Here is a 21,152-nt window from a genome sequence, read left to right as displayed (position 1 = left end):
TTGCCTCCTTTGGCAGCGGGCTCATTTCAGGCGGGGGTAGGTAGCATGCGGATTGTCGATCATGATCTTGCGCACGAGATCGGGGGACAGACCTTCGGGCAGCGCGTCCTGGCCGTCGAACTGCCAGTGCGGATAGTCCGTGGAGAATAGGACCAATTCGTCCGACTGCATATGATCAAACAGGCGAATTAATGTCTCCGGTTCCGGAGGCGCATCAAATGGCTGTAACGAGAAGCGGATGTTGCTGCGCACAATCTCCAGCGGTGCGCGATCGACCCACGGCGTCTCCATCCGCACCCCGCGCCAGAACTTGTGCAGCCGCCAGAGATAAGGCGAGATCCAGGAGACGCCCGACTCCAGCATCACCATTTTCAGCCGTGGATATTTGGCGAACACACCTTCGACGATCAGGCTGGTGAGCTGGGTCTGGAACGCCTGGGCCTGCCCGACATAATCCTCGATGTGATAGGACCCCCAGCCCACGGCGGTAGGCGGATTGTGATAGGCGGAACCGGCGTGGATGCCGACCGGGAGTTCCAGACGTTCCGCGGCCTCGTAGATCGGCCACAGCGCGCGCTTGCCGAGCGGCGTATCGCCCATCACCAGCATCAGCACCTGCACGAAGCGCTTGTCCGGTGCGCAGCGCTCGATCTCGGCAACGGCTTTCTCGATGCTTTGCGTCGGGATCACGATCGAACCACGCAGCCGCACGTCGCGATCGAGCCATTCCTTCGCCAGCCAATCATTCAGCGCGCGGCAGAAGGCGGCCTGCATGTCTTCCGAAAATACCATCTGCACGCCATAGAGCGGGTTGCAGATGGCGCATTCGAGCTTGAAAGCATCCAGCACATGGCGCTGCATGTCCGCCAGGCTCTCACCGGGCTTGCCGCTCTCAGGGCGCCAGTCGGGCCGCGCCGTGATCGGCGAATTCTGCGGATAGGATTGCGAGATAAGGTCGACCATGCCGCGCGTCGTGACCTGATCGCGCCAGTAATCGTTCAGGTAGGGCAGCAGGCTGGTCAGATGCGGCACGGCCGGATGCACGTCGCAGTCGATGCCGCCGGCGATCAGGGACGCCATCACGTCTCCCTTCTCACGTTTCCTCGCATGTCTCGTCTTGTCACGGCCATTCAAGCAGGCCTGCCCGCCGCCCGCAACTCGGCCAAGCGTCCTGTCATATGCTATGAAGGCTGAGCTCGGTTGCGAAGGAATGAGGGGTTGCGAAATGAAAGAGCTCGTGGGCATTGCGGAACAGGTCGCCGCCAAACTGATCGCGCGCAGACAGACCATCGCGGTGGCGGAATCATCAGCCGGCGGCCTGATCTCGGCGAGCCTGCTCGCGGTGCCCGGCGCCTCCGCCTATTACCTCGGCGGCGCCGTGGTCTACACCCGCGATGCCAGGCGCGTGCTGATGGATATTTCGGACGAAGGAATGAAGGGCTTTCGCTCTTCGTCGGAGCCCTATGCACGATTGCTGGCCGAGCAGATGCGAACGCGCTTCAATTGCGATTGGGGCCTGTCCGAGACCGGCGCCGCCGGCCCCACCGGCAACCGCTACGGCGATGCCGCCGGCCACAGCTGCATGGCGGTTGCGGGACCTGCGTCAGAGGTGATGACGCTGGAGACGGGAGATAACGACCGGTTCGGCAACATGCAGGTGTTTGCAGCGACGGCGCTGAAGCTGTTGTTGCGGAAGCTGCAGGGGTGAGCTGCTGTGCGACTCAAGTGAGTGGGGATGGCCGCGCCATCAACACCACTGTCATCGCCCGGCTTGACTGGGCGATCCAGTACTCCGAGACGGCTGTGATTGAATCGATAGGCCGCGGCGTACTGGATGCCCCGGTCCCGTCTCCGCCAAGGCTACGCCGGGGCCACAAGGGTGCTCGGCCGCCGAAGCTTCAGCGAAGGCGGCAAGCCGGGGCATGACACCGAGAGTGGGGCGATGACAGCGGAGTATGTGGGCCCTACCGTCCCAAATGCCGCATGAAAATCCGCACCACATAGCCCGGAAATCGCGGCGCTTCGTCGTAGAGATCCGACGCGATCCGCTCGATGGTTTCGCGCAGCGACAGGAATTGCGCCTGACGCGCGCTGCTTTCGGTGCCCTGCATGCCCGCGAGCTCGTCCATCGCGGCATCGCTGATCTGGCACTGCACGACCACGCCATCGTTCAGCATGGTGAAGCGAAAGGCCAGCCGTTCCAGATCATGGCCAATGATCTTGTCGCGCATGAGCGGCATCAAATCGTCCCGGTCGAGCCCCGCGCCGGACAATGCTGAAAATCGCTCCGCTTGTCAGCAGCAAAGTGCGGCTTCGGACCCTACTGGAACGCCACTTCGGCAAAGCTGCGCAGCTTGCGCGAATGCAGCCGCTCCGATTCCTGCTGCTTCAGTCGCTCCAGCGCCTTCAGGCCGATCTCGAGATGCTGGCCGACGCGGCGGCGGTAGAATTCGCTGGCCATGCCGGCGAGCTTGATCTCGCCGTGCAGCGGCTTGTCGGAGACGCACAGCAACGTGCCGTAGGGAACGCGGAAGCGATAGCCGTTGGCGGCGATTGCAGCCGATTCCATGTCGAGCGCCACCGCGCGCGACTGCGACAGGCGGCGGATCACCTCGGGCCCGGAAATTTCCCAATTGCGGTTATCGACGCTTGCGACCGTGCCCGTGCGCATCAGGCGCTTGAGCTCGAAGCCTTCAAGCCCCGTGACGTCCTCGACCGCCTCCTCGAGCGCGACCTGCATCTCGGCCAGCGCCGGAATCGGCACCCACAGCGGCAGCTCGTGGTCGAGCACGTGATCCTCGCGCACATAGCCGTGCGCAAGCACGTAGTCGCCGAGGCGCTGCGTATTGCGCAGGCCCGCGCAATGGCCGAGCATCAACCAGGCGTGCGGCCGCAGCACCGCGACGTGGTCGGTGACATTGCGCGCATTGGACGGACCGGTGCCGATGTTGATCAGCGTGATGCCGCGATAGCCTGAAACGACCAGGTGGAAGGCCGGCATCTGCGGTGCGCGAGCCGGCGCGGTGCCGCTGATGGCGCCGCCGCTCTGCATGATGACATTGCCCGGCCCGACGAAAGCCTCGAGGCCGGCCTCGCCGGACTGCAGCCGTTGCTGGCACGCTTGCGCGAAGGCGTCGACATAGAACTGGTAGTTGGTGAAGATCACGAAGTTCTGGAAGTATTCGGGATCGGTGCCGGTGTAGTGATAGAGCCGGCGCAGCGAGTAATCGACGCGGGCGGCGCGGAACAGCGACAGCGGCTCAGGTGCGCCGGGCTGGAGCTCGAAGGTGCCGTCGGCGATCGAATCGTCCATGGTCGCGAGATCGGGAACGTCGAACGCATCGCGCAGCGCGCGTGCGACGGGCGAGCTCTCGCTGGTGGTGATGGCGGCTTCGATATTGATGTCGCGCCGATAGGCGAAGTGGATCGGGATCGACTCGGCGGACTCGCCGACCTCGACGGGCACGCCGTGGTTCTGGATCAAGAGGCCGATCTGCTCGGTGAGATAGCTGCGGAACAGATCCGGCCGCGTCACGCTGGTTTCATGCACGCCGGGTCCGGCGACGAAGCCATAAGCGAGACGCGAATCCAGTCGCGCATGCGTCGCGGTGGTGATACGGACGAAGGGATAGTGCGCCCGCACCCGCGTCGTGATCGCTTCGCCATTGACGTAAGCTTCGAAACGATCGCGCAGGAATTTCGTGTTGCGCTCGTAGATCTCTTCGAGGCGGGCGACGGCCGCGGACGCATCGGAGAAGGACTCGGTGGCGATGGAGGGTGGAGATTGCATGGATCGACCGCCGGACTTGCTGGGCTCTGGGTCGAACTATAGCAAGAACGGGCCCGCCCCGTCATTGCGGCTCTTCTTACCCTCCCCTGGAGGGGGAGGGTCGCTACGCATGCAGCGAAGCGAAATGCGTAGCGGGGTGGGGTGAAGCTACAGAGGCAGTCTAACTCACGAGCTCGGGATTGTGATGATCCGCCACGCGAGCGCGTCACGCATGGATAGACTGTCACCCCACCCCGCTCGCGCTTCGCGCGATCGACCCTCCCCCTCCAGGGGAGGGTAAGTCGCGCGTCACTTCTCGCGGAACGCCCGCATCAGCTGGTCGTGCAACGGCTTCATCAGATAGGACAGCATGGTGCGGTCGCCGGTCTGGACGAAGGCTTCCACGGGCATGCCGGGGATCAGCTTGACGTCGCCGAGCCGGGCGAGTTCCTCGGCCGGCATCGAGACGCGGATGGTGTAATAGCCTTGGCCGGTGCGCTGGTCGGTGGTGACGTCGGGCGAGACGCGGCTGACGACGCCGTTGAGCTCGGGCGTGGTGCGCTGGTTGAATGCCGACAGGCGCAGCAGCGTCTTCTGGCCGATCTGGAGCTTGTCGATGTCAACCGGATTGACCTTGGCCTCAACCTGGAGATCGTCGGCCTGCGGCACGATCAGCATCAAGGTGTCGCCGGCGGTGACAACGCCGCCGATCGTGTGCACCGTCGATTGCAGCACCATGCCGTCCTGCGGCGCGCGGATGTCGACGCGGCGGAGCTGGTCTTCGGCCGCGACCTTGCGCTCGATCAGCTCGCCGATCTTGTCGTTGGTCTCGCGCAGGTCCTTCGAGACCTCGCTGACCACGTCCTTGTCGATCTGGATGATCTGGAGCTCGGTCTCGGTGATCTTGCCCTTGGCCTGGGCGCGCGAGGCGATGTACTGCGCACGCTCGCCGTTGAGGCGGGCCGAATCGCGTTCGAGCTGGGTCAGGCGCGAGATCTGCACCAGACGCTTGTCGTAGAGCTCGCGCACGCCGGTGAGCTCGTTCTGCACCAGCGCGATCTCCTGGTCCTTGGCCTTCTCCTGGGCGCTGAGACCGGCGATCTCTTCGTTGAGCTGCGTGATGCGCTCGCGGAGTTGCGCCTTCTGTCCGGTGCGGCCGTTGACGCGGACCTCGAACAGCTTGGTTTCCGCGGCGAGCAACGCCTTGACGTCGGGATCGCCCGCCCGCTCGATCAGGCTTTGCGGGAATTCGATTCGGTCGAGACCGCGCTGCTCGGCCTGCAATCGCGACGCACGCGCCTGCGCGGCGTCGAGATTCTTGGTGACGATGGCAAGGTTGGCCTTGGTGACGGTGTCGTCGAGCCGCACGACGATGTCGCCGGACTTGACCAGGTCGCCGTCGCGGGCGCGCACCTCGCCGACCACCCCGCCGGTCGGATGCTGCACCTTCTTGACGTTGGATTCGACCACGATCTGGCCCGGCGCGATCAGCGCGCCCGAGATCAGGACGGTCGAGGCCCAGCCGCCGAGGCCAATCACGAGGACCAGCACGATGCCAAGCCCGAGCAGCAGGTGAAACTTGATGGACTCGCGCACGGTCTTCTTCGTGCCAGGCTTCGGGCCGCCGATGGCCATCGTGCTCATGGTTTGGCCACTCCGGCTTCGCTGACGATCTTGATCGGTGCCGGCGGCGTCACGCGCGGCTGCAGCACCTGGGCGAGCACCTGCTCCTTGGGGCCGAAGGCCTGCATGCGGCCGTCGCGCAGCACCAGGATCTGGTCGACCGCCTCGACGCCGATCGGCCGGTGCGCCACCACGACGACGATGGCACCGCGCTCGCGTGCCGAGCGGACGGCGCGGGTCAGCGCCTCGTCGCCTTCGGTGTCGAGATTGGAATTGGGCTCGTCGAGCACGATCAGGAAGGGGTTGCCGTAGAGCGCGCGCGCCAGCGCCACGCGCTGGGCCTGGCCTGCGGAGAGCGCGGCGCCCTGCTCGCCTACTTGCGTGTTGTAGCCCTCGCGCATCTTGATGATCATCTCGTGCACGCCGGCCTCCTTGGCCGCGGCGATGATCGCATCGGAGGTGGCCTCGGGATCAAAGCGGCAGATGTTCTGCGCGATGGTACCGCCGAACAATTCGACGTCCTGCGGCAGATAGCCGATATGGCGGCCGAGCGCGTCGCTCGACCATTGATCGAGCGCCGCGCCGTCGAGCCGCACCTTGCCGCGCACCGGCTGCCAGACCCCGACCAGCGCGCGGATCAGCGATGACTTGCCGGAGCCGCTTGGGCCGATCACGCCGAGGCCGCTGCCGGCGGCCAGCGCGAAGGTGACATCCTGCACCACGAGCCGCTGATCGCCGGGCGGCACCATGGCGACGCCTTCGACCGAGAGCCGGCTGGTCGGCGCCTGCAGCTGGGTCGGCATCGCCTGCGCCGGCATCTGCTCCAACAGGCGCGTCAGGCGCTGCCAGCTCTGGCGCGCCGCGACGAAGGATTTCCAATGCGCGATGGCGAGATCGACCGGCGCGAGCGCGCGGGCGGACAGGATCGAGCCGGCGATGATGATGCCCGCGGTCGCCTCCTGGTGGATGACGAGATAGGCGCCGACTGCGAGCACGGCCGATTGCAGCATCATGCGCAGCACCTTTGCGACCGCGCCGAGACCGCCGGCGACGTCGCTCGCCCGCTGATTGCCGGCGAGGTATTTTTCGTTGGCCTCGCTCCAGCGCTGGTTCATCCGGCCGGCCATTCCCATCGACACCATCACTTCGGCGTTGCGGCGGCTGGCCTGGGCGAGATCGTTGCGCCGGGCGGCGAGGCCCATCGCCTCCTTCGCCGGCTGGCGGGACATGAACTCGGTGACCAGCGTCAGCCCGACCAGGATGATGGCGCCGACCAGCGCGGTGACCCCGATCAGGACGTGGAAGGCGAAGCAGATGGCCAGATAGAGCGGCAGCCAGGGCAGGTCGAAGAACGCGCTCGGGCCCATGCCGCCGAGGAAGGAGCGGACATTGTCGAGATCGCGCAGCGGCTGCAGGCCCTCGTTGCGGCTCCCGACCAGGAGCGGCAGGCGCACGATGGTATCGAACACGCGCTTGTTGAGGGCCTCGTCAAGCGAGGTGCCGATCCGCCCCAGGATGCGGTTGCGGATCATGTCGAGCACGCCCTGCGCCATGTAGAGGAAGCTGGCGAGGATGATGAGGCCGACCAGGGTCGGGATGCTGCGGCTCGGCAGCACCCGGTCATAGACCTCCAGCATGAAGATCGACCCGGTCAGGTAGAGCAGGTTGATCATGCAGCTCATCAGGCCGACGCCGATGAAGGCCATGCGACAAGCGCGCAAGGCGTCACCGAGCTCTGAACGGCGGACGCCAGGGATGGCTGCCATCAGTCTCTTCTCTTTCGTGTGGGGGCCACAGCCCCTGATTTCACGGGCAATTCAGGGTAGTCGCCCCGGATTAACATCCTGTTTACTCTGCGTCCAACGCGAGCCAGGTTCAGCCAGAACCCGTGGGCCACATCTACCCCTGACGGCTCCACACGCAAGTCCGGTATTTCACAGTCTTTGCGGCTTTTTGGTGCAGAGGCCACCGCCTTCCCCAACTCAGAAGAAGCGGCAAGTTCCGATCCATCGAACCGAGGGGCTGGCTAGAGCCGGCCGCCGCCGCGCACCAGCCGCACCACCAGCAGCAGGATGACCGCGCCGATGGCGGAATAGACGATTTCGGAGACCAGGCCGGTGCCGAGGCGGACGCCAAGCTTTGGAAACAGCAGGCTCGCCACCAGCGCACCACAGATGCCGATCACGATGTCGCCGATAAGACCAAACCCGGCGCCCCGCACGATTTTGCCGGCGAGCCAGCCGGCGACGAGGCCGACGAACAGGATGACGAGCAGGCCTTCGTTGGAAATGTACATCAGTGAGGTCCCTCTCCGTGAACGGGAGGCATGGAACGGGAACCGGGATGAATGGGGTGTGAATGCTGGGAAGGCTTGCGCCGCCCCGCTCAACTCATCCGAACTATGACACTACGGTGACCGGCTCGGCCAGCACACACCTCGCCGCCCGACCCGGCCCGACCTCGACATTCCCGGGCAATTGCTCCAGGCAGCGCGGCTCGGCGAACTTGCAGCGGAAAGCGAAGGAGCAATTGTGCGGCTTCTCGGCCAGCGACGGCGGCGTGCCGGGGATGGTCTCCAGCCGCTGGCCCCGCTTGGCGCCGTGGATGGTGGAGGCGAGCAGGCCCTTGGCATAGGGATGCACCGGCGAGCGGACGATGTCGCGCAAGGTCCCCTGCTCCACGATCTGGCCGGCATACATCACCGCGACGCGGTCGCAGATCTCGATCGCAACACCGATGTCGTGGGTGACAAAGATAACGGACATGCCGAACTCGCGCTGAAGCTCGCGCAGCAAGAGCAGGATCTGGATCTGCACGGTGGCATCGAGCGCGGTGGTCGGCTCGTCCGCCAACAGGATTTTTGGCCGGCAGGCCAGCGCCAGAGCAATCATGGCGCGTTGGCGCATGCCGCCGGACATTTCGTGCGGATAGGCGTCGAGCCTGCGCTTGGCGGATGGGATGCGCACGACCTCGAGCATTTCGAGCGCGCGTGCGCGCCCTTCCGCAAGACTCTTGCCCTCATGGCGCACCACGCTTTCGGCAATCTGTGCGCCGATCGTGTAGACCGGATCGAGCGCGAGCGCCGGCTCCTGGAAGATCATCGACACGGTCTGGCCGCGAAAGGCCGACAGTTGCTCGTCGTTCATGGCGAGCACGTCCTGTCCCATCACGTTGACCTTGCCCGAAATCTGCGTGCGCTTCTCCGGCAATAGCCGCATCAAGGCACGCAAGGTCACGCTCTTGCCCGAACCGGACTCGCCGAGCAGGCCCAGCACCTCGCTGTTGCCGAGCGAGAGACTGAGATCGTTCACGGCGTAGACCGTGCGCTCGCCGGTGAAGCGGATGTTGAGGCCCGAGATCTCGACGAGGTTTGTCATGACGGCAGCTTCGGCAATCGGTCGTGATAGTCGGTGGCGCGCTGGAACGCGGCGCCAATCGTCAGCAGGGTGGCTTCGTCGAAGGAGCGGCCGATCAGCTGCATGCCGACCGGCAGGCCGTTCCTGGTGAAGCCCGATGGAATGGTCAGTGACGGCAGGCCCAGGAAGTTCACCGGGCGGGTGAACAGCGTCAGCCGCTGCAACAGCGCCGGCGCGTTCGGGCCGCCGCCAACGTCGCTCTCCTCGATCGTCGGCGCCGGCACCGGGGACGCCGGCGCGACCACCGCATCGACGCCTGCTGTCGCGGCATTGTGGGCCGCGAGCGCCGGCCCGCGCCAACGCATCGCCTCGAGATAGGTGATGGCGGGAACGGCCAGGCCGTTCTGGAGGCGCATCAATGTCTGCGCGCCGTAATCCTGCGAACGCTCGATCAACCAGCGCTTGTGGAAGGCGGCGGCTTCGGCGGCCAGCACGAGCTGGCTCGCCGCCTGCAATTGCCGCTGGTCCGGCAGCTCGACCTTGACGATGTCGGCGCCCTCGCGCTTGAGCACCGCAATGGTCTCGTCGAGCACGCGCGCGACCTCGCTGTCGAGATCGTCGACATAGTAGGTCGCGGGCACGCCGATCTTGAGGCCGTTCAGGGATGCCTTGGTCGCAGCGACGTAGTCCGAGAGAGGCTCGCGGCTCGCGGTCGGATCCTCCGGATCCGGGCCGGCCGTCAACGCCAGCAGCAGCGCGCAGTCCTCCGCGGTGCGGGCGAGCGGGCCGACCGTGTCGAGCGATTGCGACAGCGGCATGGCGCCGGCGCGGCTGACGCGGCTCCAGGTGGTCTTGAGCCCCGTGACACCGCAGAAATGCGCGGGCATGCGGATCGAGCCGCCGGTGTCGGAGCCGAGCGCGGCATAGGTCAGGCGCGCGGCGACCGCCGAGCCGGAGCCCGAGGAGGAGCCGCCGGTGATGTGCGCCACGTTCCATGGATTGCGCACCGGACCATAATGGCTGTTGTGCCCGGTCGCACCATAGGCGAACTCGGCGAGATGCAGCGTGCCGAGCCGGACCTGGCCGGCGTCCTTCAGCCGCTGCAAGGCAGTGGACGTGACGGTCGGCACGAAATCGCGGCGGATCAGCGAGCCGCAGGTCGTGACGTTGCCGGCATCGTAATACATGTCCTTGTGCGCGAGCGGCACGCCATGCAGGGGACCACGGACATTGCCCTTGGCCAGCTCGGCATCGGCGGCATCCGCCGCTTTCAACGCAGCCTCGGCCTCGATCGACATGAAGGCGTTGAGATGCGGCTGCCACTGCGCGATGCGCTGCAGCAGCGCGCGCGTCGCCTCCTGCGAGGACACCTGCTTCATCGTGATCGCGCGCGCGACCTCGGTGAGCGTCATCAAGGCGGGCTCACGGCTCATTTCGACACCTTCTGCGTCTGCGCGAGCACGTAAGCTGCGGGCTCCAAATCGAACGGCAGCGTGCCGGCGATGGCGGCGAAGCCTTCGAAGGCTGGGCCGATGGCATTGGAGATGCGGGTCGCGATCTCGTCGTCCACAGGCACGCCGGCGATGTGTGCGATCGGCTTGATCTCTTTCGGTGTCGGTCTCGTCATGCGGTTTCTCCCCTGGGCGCGCGGCTATGGCCTGAACCCGGTATTGCCATGTAGCACGCGGCCTCGTGACCCATATTATCCAGCGCGGTGAGCTTTGGTGTCGCATTTGCGCAGAGCGGCTCCGCAAACGGGCAACGGGTATGGAAACGGCAGCCCGAGGGCGGATCGATCGGATTGGGCGGATCGCCCGTGATCGGCGGCGTCTCGGTGCGCCGGTCAGGATCGGAGGACGGCATCGCGGCGAGCAGCGCACGGGTGTAGGGGTGCGCCGGGCTGTCCCAGACCTGGTCGACCGGGCCGAGCTCGACGACCTCGCCGAGATACATCACCAGCACGCGGTCCGAGATGTAACGGACGACGTTGAGGTCGTGGCTGATGAAGAGATAGGTGAGACCGAATTCGCGCTTGAGATCGGCGAGCAGGTTGAGCACCTGCGCCTCGACGGACTTGTCGAGCGCCGAGACGGCCTCGTCCAGGATCACCAGCCGCGGCGACAGCGCCAGGGCGCGGGCGATGTTGACGCGCTGGCGTTGGCCGCCCGAGATCTCGTGCGGGTAGCGGCTCGCGAAGTTTTCGGGACGCAGCCCGACCTTGCCGAGCAGCTCCCGCGCAAGGATGCGGGCCGCACCATCGGCCATGCCGTGGACTTTCGGGCCGAAGGCGATGGATTCCTCGATCGTCAGACGCGGATTGAGCGAGGCGTAGGAATCCTGGAACACCATCTGCATGCCGCGGCGCAGCTCACGCAAGCTCAGCGACTGGCCGACGGTCATGCCGTCATAGATGATGTCGCCCTCATCGCGCGGCATCAGGTGCATCAGCAGTCGCGCGGTGGTGGACTTGCCGCAGCCGGATTCCCCGACGATGCCGACCGTCTCGCCCTTGGCGACGGAGAAGGAGACATTGTCGACAGCACGTACGGTGCGTTTGGCAGCGAACAGGCCGCCGCGCACCGGAAAGTGCTTGGTCAAACCGTTGACCTGAAGCAGCGGCTGCGCGGGCCCACCGCGGTCCTCGACCTGCTCCAGCATGGCGATGGAAGTGGTGCTCTCGCTCATGGCCGCGATCTCCCACCTCTCCCCATCGGGGAGAGGTCGGCGGGCAGCGCCGGGTGAGGGGGAGCGGCAAACTCGGTGAAGCGCAACCCCTCACCCGGATTGCATCTTGCGATGCAATCCGACCTCTCCCTTCGGGAGAGGTGTGGCACCGAAGCTGCGGCGGCCTGTCTTGCTCTCATCATCGTCAGTTCCTGATGTCCATGGCGCTGCGCAGGCCGTCCGAGAGCAGGTTGAAGCAGATCGAGACCGCGAAGATCATCGCGCCCGGCAAGGCTGCGACCCAGGGATTGACGTAGATCGCGGTGCGCAAGGTGTTCAGCATCAGGCCCCATTCCGGCTCCGGCGGCTTGGTGCCGAGGCCGAGGAAGGACAGACCGGCCGCCAGGATCATCGAGACCGAGATCAGGCTGGTGGCATAGACGAAGATCGCGCCCAGCACGTTGCCGAGGATGTGGACGCGCATGATGGTGAAGGCGCCCGCGCCGGAGGCACGCGCCGCCTCGACGAAGTCCACGTTGCGCACGCCCGTGGTGACGCTCTCGGCGACGCGGGTGATCTGCGGCACGAACACGATGGTGAGCGCCACGATGGAGTTGAGGATGCCAGCGCCGAGCGCGCCGGAGATCGCGATCGCCAGCAGCACCGACGGGAAGGCGTAGAACACGTCCACCGTGCGCATGATCGCGGTGTTGAGCTTGCCGCCGACATAGCCGGCAACGATGCCGAGCGAGGTGCCGATGCAGAACGCCAGAATCACGGGCAGGATGCCGATCACCAGCGACAGCCGGCCGCCATAGATCAATCGTGCCAACATGTCGCGGCCGAGTTCGTCGGTGCCGAGCGGATAGCCTGTGGTGCCGATGTGGCGGAGCCGGCGGATCATCGAGCCCTTGTAGGGGTCTTCGAGACCGAGCCACGGCGCGAGGATCGCGGAGAGGAAGATCAGCAGCAGCACCAGCGCGCAGGCCATGCTGACCTTGTCGCGCATGATGCGGCGGCCGACGGTCGTCCAATAACCGCGCGCCTTGCTGGCGGGCGCGGCCTGCAGCGCAGCATCGGCAGTGGCGGACAGGGGGACCTCGCTCATCGCTAGCCCCGCTTGATGCGCGGATCGATCGCGGCTTGGGCGATGTCGACCAGGAGATTGAGGAATACGAAGAACAGTGCCAGGATCAGGATGGTGCCCTGTAGCAGCGGCAGGTCGCGCTGGAAGATCGCGGAGTTGAGCAGGAAGCCCGAGCCAGGCCAGGAGAACACGGTCTCGATCAGGATCGAGCCGCCGAGCATGTAGCCGAGCTGGAGCCCCATCACCGCGAGCGCGGTAGGCGCGGCGTTCTTGATGACGTGACGGAACACGCCGCGCTCGTGCAGGCCTTTTGCGCGCAAGGCCTCGACGAAATCCTGCGAAAGAATGTCGCCGGTGAGCGCGCGTACCGTGCGGGTGACGATGCCCATCGGGATCACCGAGGTCGTGATCGCGGGCAGCACGAGATATTTGAGGTGCGCCCAGTCCCAGGCCCAGGAGTTGGAGCCGCTGGGCCCGGCGCCGACCGCCGGCAGCCAGTTGAGCTGGACCGAGAAGATGATGACGAGCAGCATGCCGAGCCAGTAATGCGGCACCGAGACGCCGGCGATGGCAAAGGACGTCGCGACCTTGTCGATCCAGGTCTCGCGGAAATAGCCGGCGATCAGGCCGAGCAGGATACCCATGGTGAAGCCGATGATGGCGGCGGCAATGGCAAGCGTGACGGTGTTGCCGACCGCGCGCATGACCTCGGCCAGCACCGGACGTCCGGTCGCGATGGAACTGCCGAGATCGCCATGAAGGGCGCGCAACAGCCATAGGCCGAACTGCACCGGCAGCGGCCGGTCGAAGCCATAGGCGGCGCGCAGCTGCGCGGCGAGCTCCTGCGACGCATCGGCCGGCAGCACGGCGACCAGCGGATCGCCCGGCGTGATGTGCACGAGCAGGAAGCACACCAGCGCCACGCTGATGACGATCGGGACGACGTAGACAATGCGTCTGGCGGTATAGGCGAGCACGTTGGGTTACTCAGGTTAGCACGTAGATTTCTCGATCGTCATGGCCGGGCTTGTCCCGGCCATCCACGTCTCTCTTGCTCTGTCATTCCGGGGCGATGCGCAGCATCGAACCCGGAATCTCAAGATTCCGGGTTCACCCTTCGGGTGCCCCGGAATGACAAATGAGAGAGAAGAACGTGGATGCCCGGGTCAAGCCCGGGCATGACGCGTTGTTGGAGCGAGGGCCGCCTCACTACTGCGCGATCGACACCGGCGAGAAGTCGATGAACCAGCTCTTCGGCTGCACGACGCCTGTCACCTTCGGGCTCATCGCGCGGGGGCCGACGTCGTGGGCGACATAGAGGAAGGCGGCGTCGTCGACCGAGGCGGCGTGCAGCTCGGCGAGCGCGGCGTCGCGCGCGGCGGGATCGAAGGTCTGGCGCGCCTTCTTCACCAGCTCGTCGAACTTGGGGTTGTTGATGAAGCCCCAATTGTTCGAGACCGGCGGCGCCATGCCCGACTGCAGGAAGCGCACCAGCGCGAAGAACGGGTCCATCGCCGCATAGGTGACGTTGGTCGCGTGCGAGCCGTTGGCGCTGGGGTCCTTGGCGCCGCGGCGCCAGTTGGTGAACAGCGTATTCCATTCGATGACGTCGAGCTGCACGTCGAAATAGCATTCGGCCAGCGCCTGCTGGAGATACTCGTTCATCGGCAAGGGCTGCATCTGGCCCGAGCCGGACGCCGATGTCTGCGTCTTCACGGTCAGCTTCTTGTTGGGACCGTAACCGGCCTCCTGCATCAGCTTTTGCGCAGCCGCCTTGTCGTACTTGATCTGAAAGGTGGGATTGCCGCGCCAGGGATGCCCCTGCTCGAAGGTGCCGGATGCCGGCACCATCAGGCCGGCGAGCAGACCGTCCTTGAGACCATCGCGGTCGACGCAGAGATTCGCGGCCTTGCGCACCCGGATGTCGTTCCAGGGCGAGCCCTCGACGCGCGAGAACTGCCAGGGCCAGACATGGGGCTGCTCGTTGGCGTAGAGCTTGAAGCCGCGCTGCTTCAATTCGGGAATCGCGTCCGGCGCCGGTGCCTCAACCCAATCGACCTGACCGGAGAGCAGCGCCGCGGTGCGCGCATTCGCTTCCGGCATCGGCAGCAGCACCATCTTGTCGATCTTGGGAACACGCGCCTTGTCCCAATAATTGGGGTTCTTGATCAGCTCGAGCCGCTCGCGCGGAGTGAAGCGCGCCATCTTCCACGGGCCAGTGCCCGAGGCGTCCTTGGCGAACGCGGTCCATGCGGCTTGCGACTTCGCCTTGGCGTCCGCGCCTTCGGCCTTGTCGTAGAAGGCCTGCCACTTCGCCGGGCTCGCCATGAACAAATTGGTGAGGTTGATCGGCAGGAAGCTGTCGGGCTCCTTGGTGGTGAGCTCGACGGTCATGTCGTCGATCTTCTTTGCGGACGCCAGCGTCGGCATGCGCGAGGCCGTGACGCCGACCTGGCTGGCATCGAACTGCGGCGCATCCTGCTTCAGCACCTTCTCGACGTTCCACACCACGGCGTCGGCGTTGAACGGCGAGCCGTCGTGGAAGGTCACGCCGGGGCGCAGCTTGAAGGTCCATTTCGTCTTGTCGGCATCGTCGACCTTCCACTCGGTGGCAAGGCCGGGGATGACCACGCTCGGCTTGTCGGCGGAAGAGAGGTCCCAGCTGGTCAACGCGTCGTACATGGTGAGGCCGGTGAAGCGGTTGCCTTCAAAACCCTGGTCGGGTTGGCCGAGCGTGCGCGGAATATCGGCAGCAGTCATGCCGATGCGCAGCACAGTTTCCGCGACTACCACGCGCGGCCATGCGGCCGCGCCGCCAAGCGCCAAGAGCGCGATCAGCGCCGCCCGTGTCTTCTTGTTCTTGATAAGCATCGCCTCAGTCCCTTTCCGGCTTTCGATGATTAATTTTGATGCAATCGTATGCAATGGCTATGCCAAGGAGAATCTTTTTCTGCGAATTGCTCCTGCGACGACAAGTCCTTGTGATCGATTGAAGACAAAGCGTCCCGGCTGCCTATTCTGGCATCAAGATTGCAGGTTTTGGCCCCGAAATCTCCTGGGAGCTTTGGGCCATGCGTATTCGTCTATCGACCTGTCTCGCCGTGCTTGCGCTGGCAATTTCCGCGATCTCGGCGCGCGCCGAAACGGTGGTGCGCTACGGTATCTCGATGGCGGATATTCCGCTCACCACCGGCCAGCCCGATCGCGGCGCCGGCGCTTATCAGTTCACGGCCTACACGATCTACGATCCGCTGGTGGCCTGGGAGATGGACGTCGCCGATCGCCCCGGCAAGCTGGTGCCGGGCCTCGCCACCGAATGGAAAGTCGACGATGCCGATAAGACCAAGTGGCGCTTCACCTTGCGCAAGGGCGTGAAGTTTCACGACGGCAGCGAGTTCAACGCCGATGCGGTGATCTGGAATCTCGACAAGGTGCTCAACGACAAGGCGCCGCAATTCGACAAGCGGCAGAGCGCGCAGGTGAAGACCCGCCTCCCCTCCGTCGCCAGCTACGCCAAGATCGACGACTTCACGGTGGAGATCACCACCAAGACGGTCGATTCCTTCTTTCCCTATCAGATGTTGTGGTTCCTGGTCTCGAGCCCGGCGCAATACGAAAAGCTCGGCAAGGACTGGGACAAGTTCGCCAGCCAGCCCTCCGGGACAGGCCCGTTCAAGCTGACGAAGCTGGTGCCGCGCGAGCTCGCCGAGCTCACGAAGAATCCGGACTACTGGAACAAGAAGCGCATTCCAAAGGTCGACAAGATCGTGCTGGTGCCGATGCCGGAAGCGCTGACGCGCACCAACGCGCTGCTCGCCGGCCAGGTGGATTTGATCGAAACACCGGCGCCGGATGCCGTGCCGCAACTGAAGGCGGCCGGCATGAAGCTGGTCGACAACGTGACGCCGCACGTCTGGAATTATCACCTCAGCGTGCTGCCGGGCTCGCCCTGGACAGACATCCGCCTGCGCAAGGCGCTGAACCTTGCGATCAACCGCGACGAAGTCGTCGGCCTGATGAACGGCCTCGCCAAGCCCGCCAAGGGCCAGGTCGACCCGTCGAGCCCGTGGTTCGGCAAGCCCAGCTTCGAGCTGAAATACGATCTCGCCGCCGCCAAGAAGCTGGTGGAGGAAGCGGGCTATTCCAAAGCAAAGCCGCTGAAGACCACCTTCATCATCGCGCAGGGCGGCACCGGCCAGATGCTGTCGCTGCCGATGAACGAATTCCTGCAGCAGAGCTTCAAGGAGATCGGCATCGAGATCGACTTCAAGGTGGTCGAGCTCGAGACGCTCTATACGCATTGGCGCAAGGGCGCCGCCGACGAGATGAACGCCGGCATCACCTCCAACAACATCGCCTATGTCACTTCGGATCCGCTCTACGCCATCGTCCGCTTCTTCCATTCCGGCCAGATCGCGCCGGTGGGCGTCAATTGGGGCGGCTACAAGAACCCGAAGGTCGATGCGCTGATCGACGAGGCCAAGCAGACTTTCGACAGCACCAAGCAGGACAAATTGCTGGCCCAGGCGCATGCGCTGATCGTGGACGATGCCACGCTGGTGTGGGTCGTCCACGACACCAACCCGCACGCGCTGTCACCGAAGATCAAGCAGTTCGTGCAGGCGCAGCACTGGTTCCAGGACCTGACGACGATCGGGGTGGAGTGAGCAACAGGCAAGGGTGGGCGCGGCGCTTGGCGCCTTTGCCCACCCGGTGCGCGATCACCGCCCCTTGGTCGGAATCTTGTTGTACGGTACGTCCTTGTCGACGCGAATGTCGCCCGGCAGGCCAAGCACGCGCTCGGCGATGATGTTGCGCAGGATCTCGTCGGTCCCGCCGGCGATGCGCATAGAGGGCGAGGACAGCAGCATCTGCTGGAATTGGCCCTGCGCCGTCTCCTCGTCGTTGCCCGTGAGAACACCGGCCGCACCCTGCAGGTCCATGGCGTAAGTCGCGATATCCTGGAGCATCATGCCGGAGACCAGCTTGCCGATCGAATTCTCCGGGCCCGGCCGCTCGCCTTTCGACAGCGCCGAGATCGTGCGGTAGCTGGTGTATTTCAGCCCGCTCGACTTCGCCGCCCAGCTTGCGAGCTTCGAGCGCACTGCGGGATCGTCGATGGCGGGGCCATCCTCCAGCATCAGGTTCGAGCAGAGCTCGAACATCTCAGGCACGCCGGTCGCGAGCCGCGCGCCGATCGACATGCGCTCGTTCATCAGCGTCGTCAGCGACACGTTCCAGCCGTCGCCGACGGCGCCCAGCCGCTGGCTGTCAGGAATCACGACATCGGTGAAATAGACCTCGTTGAACTCCTGCATGCCATTGGCCTGCTTGATCGGCCGCACCTCGACGCCGGGGCTCTTCATGTCCAGGAAGAACATGGTGAGGCCCTTGTGCTTGGGCACGTTGGGATCGGTGCGCGCGATCAAAAGACCGTAGTCGGAATAATGCGCGCCCGAGGTCCAGATCTTCTGGCCGTTGACGACCCAATTGTCGCCCTTCTTCTCCGCGCGCGTGCGAAGTCCGGCGACATCGGAGCCGGCAGACGGCTCGGAGAATAGCTGGCACCAGATCTCCTCACCCGATGCGAGCTTCGGCAAGTAACGGCGCTTGGCCTCTTCGCTGCCGAACGCCATCACGGTCGGGCCGCACATGCCTTCGCCGATCTGGAACGGCTGCGTCAGCTTGCCGTAGACGCCCTCCTCCTGCTGCCAGATCACCTTCTCGATCGGCGTCGCACCGCGGCCGCCATATTCCCTAGGCCAGTGCAGGCAGGCCCAATTGCCCTCGAACTTCTTCTTCTGCCAGGCCTTGCCGACATCGACGATATCGTGATTGGCAAGGCGGATGCGGCCGAGCGAAGATTTCGACAGCTCGGCATGCAGCTCCCTCGGCGCATTGGCCTCGATCCATCTGCGCGCGGTCTCGCGGAACGCGGCTTCCTGCGGGGTGTCGTCGAAATTCATGGCGGACCTCTCTTTCTGTCATTCCGGGGCGCGCAACGCGCGAACCCGGAATCTCGAACCACAATCTCTGGATTCCGGATTCGCCGCTGCCCGGCGCCCCGGAATGACGGCTAATTCCTTCCCTTGGTCGGGATCTTGTTGAACGGCACGTCCTTGTCGACGCGGATGTCGCCGGGCAGGCCCAGCACCCGCTCGGCGATGATGTTGCGCATGATCTCGTCGGTGCCGCCTTCGACGCGGGTACCCGGTGCGCGCAGCAGCATGGCCTGGAACCGGCCGGCGAGCTCGGCATTCTCGCCGCTGACGACGCCGGCCGCGCCCTGAAGATCCAGTGCGTAGGTCGCAACGTCCTGGATCATGGAGCCGGCCACCAGCTTGCCGATCGAGTTCTCCGGCCCCGGCCGCTCGCCTTTCGACAGCGCCGAGATCGCGCGCATGCTGGTGTATTTCAGGCCGCTCGCCTTCACCGCCCAGTTCGCCAGCTTGGATCGCACTGCACGATCCTCGATCGCCGGGCCGTCGTCGAGTATCAGGCTGGAGCAATATTCGAACAGTTCAGGGAAACCGGTCGAGACGGCCGCGCCGATCGCGCTGCGCTCGTTCATCAGCGTGGTCAGCGACACGTTCCAGCCGTCGCCGACCTCGCCGAGGCGCTGATGGTCGGGAATGCGGACATTGGTGAAATAGACCTCGTTGAAATCCGAGGCTCCGCTCGCCTGCTTGATCGGCCGCACCTCGACGCCGGGGCTCTTCATGTCCAGGAAGAACATGGTGAGCCCCTTGTGCTTGGGCACGGTCGGATCGGTGCGCGTGAGCAAAATGCCGTAGTCGGAATAATGTGCGCCCGAGGTCCAGATCTTCTGGCCGTTGATCACCCAGTCGTCGCCGTCCTTCTCCGCACGCGTGCGCAAGCCTGCGACGTCCGAACCGCCGGCCGGCTCGGAGAACAGCTGGCACCAGACGTTCTCACCGGAGGCGAGCGGCGGCAGATATCTGCGCTTATGCTCCTCGCGCGCGAACGCCATCATGGTCGGCCCGCACATGCCGTGGCCGATGATGAACATGCGGGACAGCTGGCCGTATGGCCCTTCCTCCTGCTGCCAGATCACCCGCTCGATCGGCGAAGCGCCGCGGCCGCCATATTCCTTGGGCCAGTGCAGGCAGGCCCAGCCGGCGTCGGCCTTCTTCTTCTGCCAGGCTTTTGCGACTTGGAGGATGTCAGCGTTCTTGAGCACGGTGCGACCGAGCGAGGATTTGCGCAGCTCCTCCTCGTATTGCTTCGGCGCGTTGGCGCTGATCCAGGCGCGGGCGGTGGCGCGGAACTCGGCTTCCTGCGGGGTGTCGTCGAAGTTCATCTCGGTTTCTCTTCTTCCGTCATTCCGGGGCGCGCGTAGCGCGAACCCGGAATCTCGACGTTATTCACTCATCTCCAGATTCCGGGTTCGCCGCTTTGCGGCGCCCCGGAATGACGACAACATCAAGCTGCGTTCTTCTTCCGCATGCGGTCGATCAACTGGTCTTCCCAATAGGACAAGCTGCCCAAGCCCAGCGCCATCGCATTGGCGCGGCGGTAATAAATGTGGCAGTCGAACTCCCAGGTGAAGCCCATACCGCCGTGGACCTGGATGTTGTTCTTGGCGCAGTGCTGGAATGCCTGCGTCGCGCTGATGCGCGCGGCGGCCGCAGCTTCCGGCAGCTCGGCCGCGTTGGTCGAGAGCGCCCAGGCGCCGTAATAGCTATTGGAGCGCGCCAGCGTCGCCGACACGTACATGTCGGCCAGCATGTGCTTGACCGCCTGGAACGAGCCGATCGGACGGCCGAAGGCGATGCGGTCCAGCGCGTAGTCGCGGCCCATCTCCAACGCGCGATCAGCACCGCCGACCTGCTCGAACGCGCACAGCACCGCGGCGCGGTCGAGCACCTGGGTGAGGATGCTCCAGCCTTCGCCGGCGGCGCCGAGGGGCTCGGCCTTGCAATCCTTGAAGGCGATCTCGGCCTGTCCGCGGGTCGGATCGAGATTGGTGAGGCTCTTGACCTCGACGCCGCCCGCCCTGAGTTCGACCAGGAACAGCGAGATGTCGCTGTCGCGTCCGCTCGATCCCGTGCGCGCGGCAACCACAGCGAAGTCCGCGATCGCACCATCGGCGACCGGCTTCTTGACGCCGTTAAGCACGCCGTTCGCAGCGGTGAGCTTGACGTTCTTCGGCGACGGGTTGCCCTTGCCCTCGAACAGCGCCAGCGTGCCGATGGCCTCTCCGGAAGCAATCGCCGGCAGCCATTTCTTCTTCTGCGCATCACTGCCGGCGATCAGCAGCGCTTCGGCGGCGAGGTACACGGTCGAGGAGAACGGCACCGGCGCGTTGGCCCGGCCCATTTCTTCTGCGATCACGCAAAGCTCGAGATGACCGGCGCCAGCGCCGCCGAATTCCTCCGGAATGGCGACGCCGAGGAAGCCCATCTCGGCGAGGCCCTTCCACAGCTCCTTGTCGTAGGGCGTCTTGCCGTCGAGCACGACACGCACCGCCTTGGGCGGACATTTCTCGGCGAGGAACTTGCGCGCCTGGTCGCGGAGCTGCTTTTGATCGTCGGAGAAATCGAAGTTCATGGCGGCTTACCTTTTTCTTGCTGTCATTCCGGGGCGCGACGAAGTCGCGAACCCGGAATCCATTTCGCCACACGTTTGCGGC

Annotated in this window: 18 protein-coding genes; 2 read left to right on the top strand and 16 right to left on the bottom strand. The window is 65.1% G+C overall.

Annotated elements, in window-relative coordinates; translation table 11 throughout:
- Window positions 1-21: 21 nt before the first annotated feature.
- Window positions 22-1,080, bottom strand: coding sequence for an amidohydrolase family protein (locus HZZ13_RS21900; protein ID WP_197961603.1), 1,059 nt, complete (start codon window positions 1,078-1,080; stop codon window positions 22-24).
- Between the two features lie 145 nt (window positions 1,081-1,225).
- Between HZZ13_RS21900 and HZZ13_RS21895 the strand changes: the two genes are divergently transcribed.
- Window positions 1,226-1,708, top strand: coding sequence for a CinA family protein (locus tag HZZ13_RS21895; RefSeq protein ID WP_197961602.1), 483 nt, complete (start codon window positions 1,226-1,228; stop codon window positions 1,706-1,708).
- 256 nt (window positions 1,709-1,964) lie between these two features.
- Here the strand turns inward: HZZ13_RS21895 and HZZ13_RS21890 are convergent, their stop codons facing one another.
- From HZZ13_RS21890 to HZZ13_RS21835, 12 genes are all read right to left on the bottom strand, one after another.
- On the bottom strand, window positions 1,965-2,240 hold the full coding sequence (locus tag HZZ13_RS21890) for a DUF1488 family protein (protein WP_197961601.1): 276 nt from the start codon (window positions 2,238-2,240) through the stop codon (window positions 1,965-1,967).
- 80 nt (window positions 2,241-2,320) lie between these two features.
- Window positions 2,321-3,790, bottom strand: coding sequence for an AMP nucleosidase (locus HZZ13_RS21885; RefSeq protein WP_197961600.1), 1,470 nt, complete (start codon window positions 3,788-3,790; stop codon window positions 2,321-2,323).
- 288 nt (window positions 3,791-4,078) lie between these two features.
- Complete coding sequence (locus tag HZZ13_RS21880; protein ID WP_197961599.1) at window positions 4,079-5,413, bottom strand: HlyD family type I secretion periplasmic adaptor subunit; 1,335 nt, start codon at window positions 5,411-5,413, stop codon at window positions 4,079-4,081.
- The gene (locus HZZ13_RS21875) at window positions 5,410-7,158 is read right to left on the bottom strand and encodes a type I secretion system permease/ATPase (RefSeq protein WP_197961598.1); all 1,749 of its coding nucleotides are present in this window, start codon (window positions 7,156-7,158) and stop codon (window positions 5,410-5,412) included. The genes HZZ13_RS21880 and HZZ13_RS21875 overlap by 4 nt, the downstream gene beginning before the upstream one ends.
- A 260-nt stretch (window positions 7,159-7,418) precedes the next feature.
- A complete protein-coding gene (locus HZZ13_RS21870) occupies window positions 7,419-7,688 on the bottom strand; it encodes a GlsB/YeaQ/YmgE family stress response membrane protein (protein ID WP_197961597.1) in 270 nt (89 codons plus the stop codon).
- Window positions 7,689-7,791: 103 nt separating this feature from the next.
- Window positions 7,792-8,769 (bottom strand): ABC transporter ATP-binding protein, encoded by a 978-nt coding sequence (locus HZZ13_RS21865; RefSeq protein WP_197961596.1) that lies wholly within the window; start codon window positions 8,767-8,769, stop codon window positions 7,792-7,794.
- Window positions 8,766-10,181, bottom strand: a complete 1,416-nt coding sequence (locus HZZ13_RS21860; protein ID WP_197961595.1) for an amidase — start codon at window positions 10,179-10,181, stop codon at window positions 8,766-8,768. The genes HZZ13_RS21865 and HZZ13_RS21860 overlap by 4 nt, the downstream gene beginning before the upstream one ends.
- Window positions 10,178-10,375, bottom strand: a complete 198-nt coding sequence (locus HZZ13_RS21855) for a hypothetical protein (RefSeq protein WP_197961594.1) — start codon at window positions 10,373-10,375, stop codon at window positions 10,178-10,180. The genes HZZ13_RS21860 and HZZ13_RS21855 overlap by 4 nt, the downstream gene beginning before the upstream one ends.
- Window positions 10,372-11,433, bottom strand: coding sequence for an ABC transporter ATP-binding protein (locus tag HZZ13_RS21850; RefSeq protein WP_197961593.1), 1,062 nt, complete (start codon window positions 11,431-11,433; stop codon window positions 10,372-10,374). Before HZZ13_RS21850 ends, HZZ13_RS21855 begins: the two co-directional genes overlap by 4 nt.
- Window positions 11,434-11,617: 184 nt before the next feature.
- Window positions 11,618-12,520, bottom strand: coding sequence for an ABC transporter permease (locus tag HZZ13_RS21845; RefSeq protein WP_197961592.1), 903 nt, complete (start codon window positions 12,518-12,520; stop codon window positions 11,618-11,620).
- A gap of 2 nt (window positions 12,521-12,522) precedes the next feature.
- The gene (locus HZZ13_RS21840; RefSeq protein ID WP_197961591.1) at window positions 12,523-13,476 is read right to left on the bottom strand and encodes an ABC transporter permease; all 954 of its coding nucleotides are present in this window, start codon (window positions 13,474-13,476) and stop codon (window positions 12,523-12,525) included.
- A 232-nt stretch (window positions 13,477-13,708) separates the two neighbouring features.
- A complete protein-coding gene (locus tag HZZ13_RS21835) occupies window positions 13,709-15,370 on the bottom strand; it encodes an ABC transporter substrate-binding protein (RefSeq protein WP_197961590.1) in 1,662 nt (553 codons plus the stop codon).
- A gap of 200 nt (window positions 15,371-15,570) precedes the next feature.
- Between HZZ13_RS21835 and HZZ13_RS21830 the strand changes: the two genes are divergently transcribed.
- Window positions 15,571-17,166, top strand: a complete 1,596-nt coding sequence (locus tag HZZ13_RS21830; protein WP_197961589.1) for an ABC transporter substrate-binding protein — start codon at window positions 15,571-15,573, stop codon at window positions 17,164-17,166.
- Between the two features lie 54 nt (window positions 17,167-17,220).
- Here the strand turns inward: HZZ13_RS21830 and HZZ13_RS21825 are convergent, their stop codons facing one another.
- The 3 genes from HZZ13_RS21825 to HZZ13_RS21815 form a co-directional block, all read right to left on the bottom strand.
- Window positions 17,221-18,465 carry an acyl-CoA dehydrogenase gene (locus tag HZZ13_RS21825; protein ID WP_197961588.1) on the bottom strand — a complete coding sequence of 415 codons (1,245 nt, stop codon included), beginning with the start codon at window positions 18,463-18,465 and terminating at the stop codon, window positions 17,221-17,223.
- 110 nt (window positions 18,466-18,575) lie between these two features.
- Entirely contained in the window at window positions 18,576-19,820 is a 1,245-nt protein-coding gene (locus HZZ13_RS21820; protein ID WP_197961587.1) for an acyl-CoA dehydrogenase, read from the bottom strand.
- Window positions 19,821-19,942: 122 nt separating this feature from the next.
- Window positions 19,943-21,070: an acyl-CoA dehydrogenase family protein gene (locus HZZ13_RS21815; protein ID WP_197961586.1), complete on the bottom strand. Its 1,128-nt coding sequence runs from the start codon at window positions 21,068-21,070 to the stop codon at window positions 19,943-19,945.
- Window positions 21,071-21,152: the final 82 nt, after the last annotated feature.

It is taken from the genome of Bradyrhizobium agreste (assembly GCF_016031625.1).
Taxonomy (GTDB): domain Bacteria; phylum Pseudomonadota; class Alphaproteobacteria; order Rhizobiales; family Xanthobacteraceae; genus Bradyrhizobium; species Bradyrhizobium agreste.
Note: the sequence above shows the minus strand (reverse complement) of the source record. Positions and strands in the feature narration are given on the sequence as shown.

Excerpts from the sequence above, each read along its gene's own strand:
- HZZ13_RS21900 (WP_197961603.1), bottom strand. The coding sequence starts at position 1,080 with ATGGCGTCCCTGATCGCCGGCGGCATCGACTGCGACGTGCATCCGGCC.
- HZZ13_RS21895 (WP_197961602.1), top strand. The coding sequence starts at position 1,226 with ATGAAAGAGCTCGTGGGCATTGCGGAACAGGTCGCCGCCAAACTGATC.
- HZZ13_RS21890 (WP_197961601.1), bottom strand. The coding sequence starts at position 2,240 with ATGCCGCTCATGCGCGACAAGATCATTGGCCATGATCTGGAACGGCTG.
- HZZ13_RS21885 (WP_197961600.1), bottom strand. The coding sequence starts at position 3,790 with ATGCAATCTCCACCCTCCATCGCCACCGAGTCCTTCTCCGATGCGTCC.
- HZZ13_RS21880 (WP_197961599.1), bottom strand. The coding sequence starts at position 5,413 with ATGAGCACGATGGCCATCGGCGGCCCGAAGCCTGGCACGAAGAAGACC.
- HZZ13_RS21875 (WP_197961598.1), bottom strand. The coding sequence starts at position 7,158 with ATGGCAGCCATCCCTGGCGTCCGCCGTTCAGAGCTCGGTGACGCCTTG.
- HZZ13_RS21870 (WP_197961597.1), bottom strand. The coding sequence starts at position 7,688 with ATGTACATTTCCAACGAAGGCCTGCTCGTCATCCTGTTCGTCGGCCTC.
- HZZ13_RS21865 (WP_197961596.1), bottom strand. The coding sequence starts at position 8,769 with ATGACAAACCTCGTCGAGATCTCGGGCCTCAACATCCGCTTCACCGGC.
- HZZ13_RS21860 (WP_197961595.1), bottom strand. The coding sequence starts at position 10,181 with ATGAGCCGTGAGCCCGCCTTGATGACGCTCACCGAGGTCGCGCGCGCG.
- HZZ13_RS21855 (WP_197961594.1), bottom strand. The coding sequence starts at position 10,375 with ATGACGAGACCGACACCGAAAGAGATCAAGCCGATCGCACACATCGCC.
- HZZ13_RS21850 (WP_197961593.1), bottom strand. The coding sequence starts at position 11,433 with ATGAGCGAGAGCACCACTTCCATCGCCATGCTGGAGCAGGTCGAGGAC.
- HZZ13_RS21845 (WP_197961592.1), bottom strand. The coding sequence starts at position 12,520 with ATGAGCGAGGTCCCCCTGTCCGCCACTGCCGATGCTGCGCTGCAGGCC.
- HZZ13_RS21835 (WP_197961590.1), bottom strand. The coding sequence starts at position 15,370 with ATGCTTATCAAGAACAAGAAGACACGGGCGGCGCTGATCGCGCTCTTG.
- HZZ13_RS21830 (WP_197961589.1), top strand. The coding sequence starts at position 15,571 with ATGCGTATTCGTCTATCGACCTGTCTCGCCGTGCTTGCGCTGGCAATT.
- HZZ13_RS21825 (WP_197961588.1), bottom strand. The coding sequence starts at position 18,465 with ATGAATTTCGACGACACCCCGCAGGAAGCCGCGTTCCGCGAGACCGCG.
- HZZ13_RS21820 (WP_197961587.1), bottom strand. The coding sequence starts at position 19,820 with ATGAACTTCGACGACACCCCGCAGGAAGCCGAGTTCCGCGCCACCGCC.
- HZZ13_RS21815 (WP_197961586.1), bottom strand. The coding sequence starts at position 21,070 with ATGAACTTCGATTTCTCCGACGATCAAAAGCAGCTCCGCGACCAGGCG.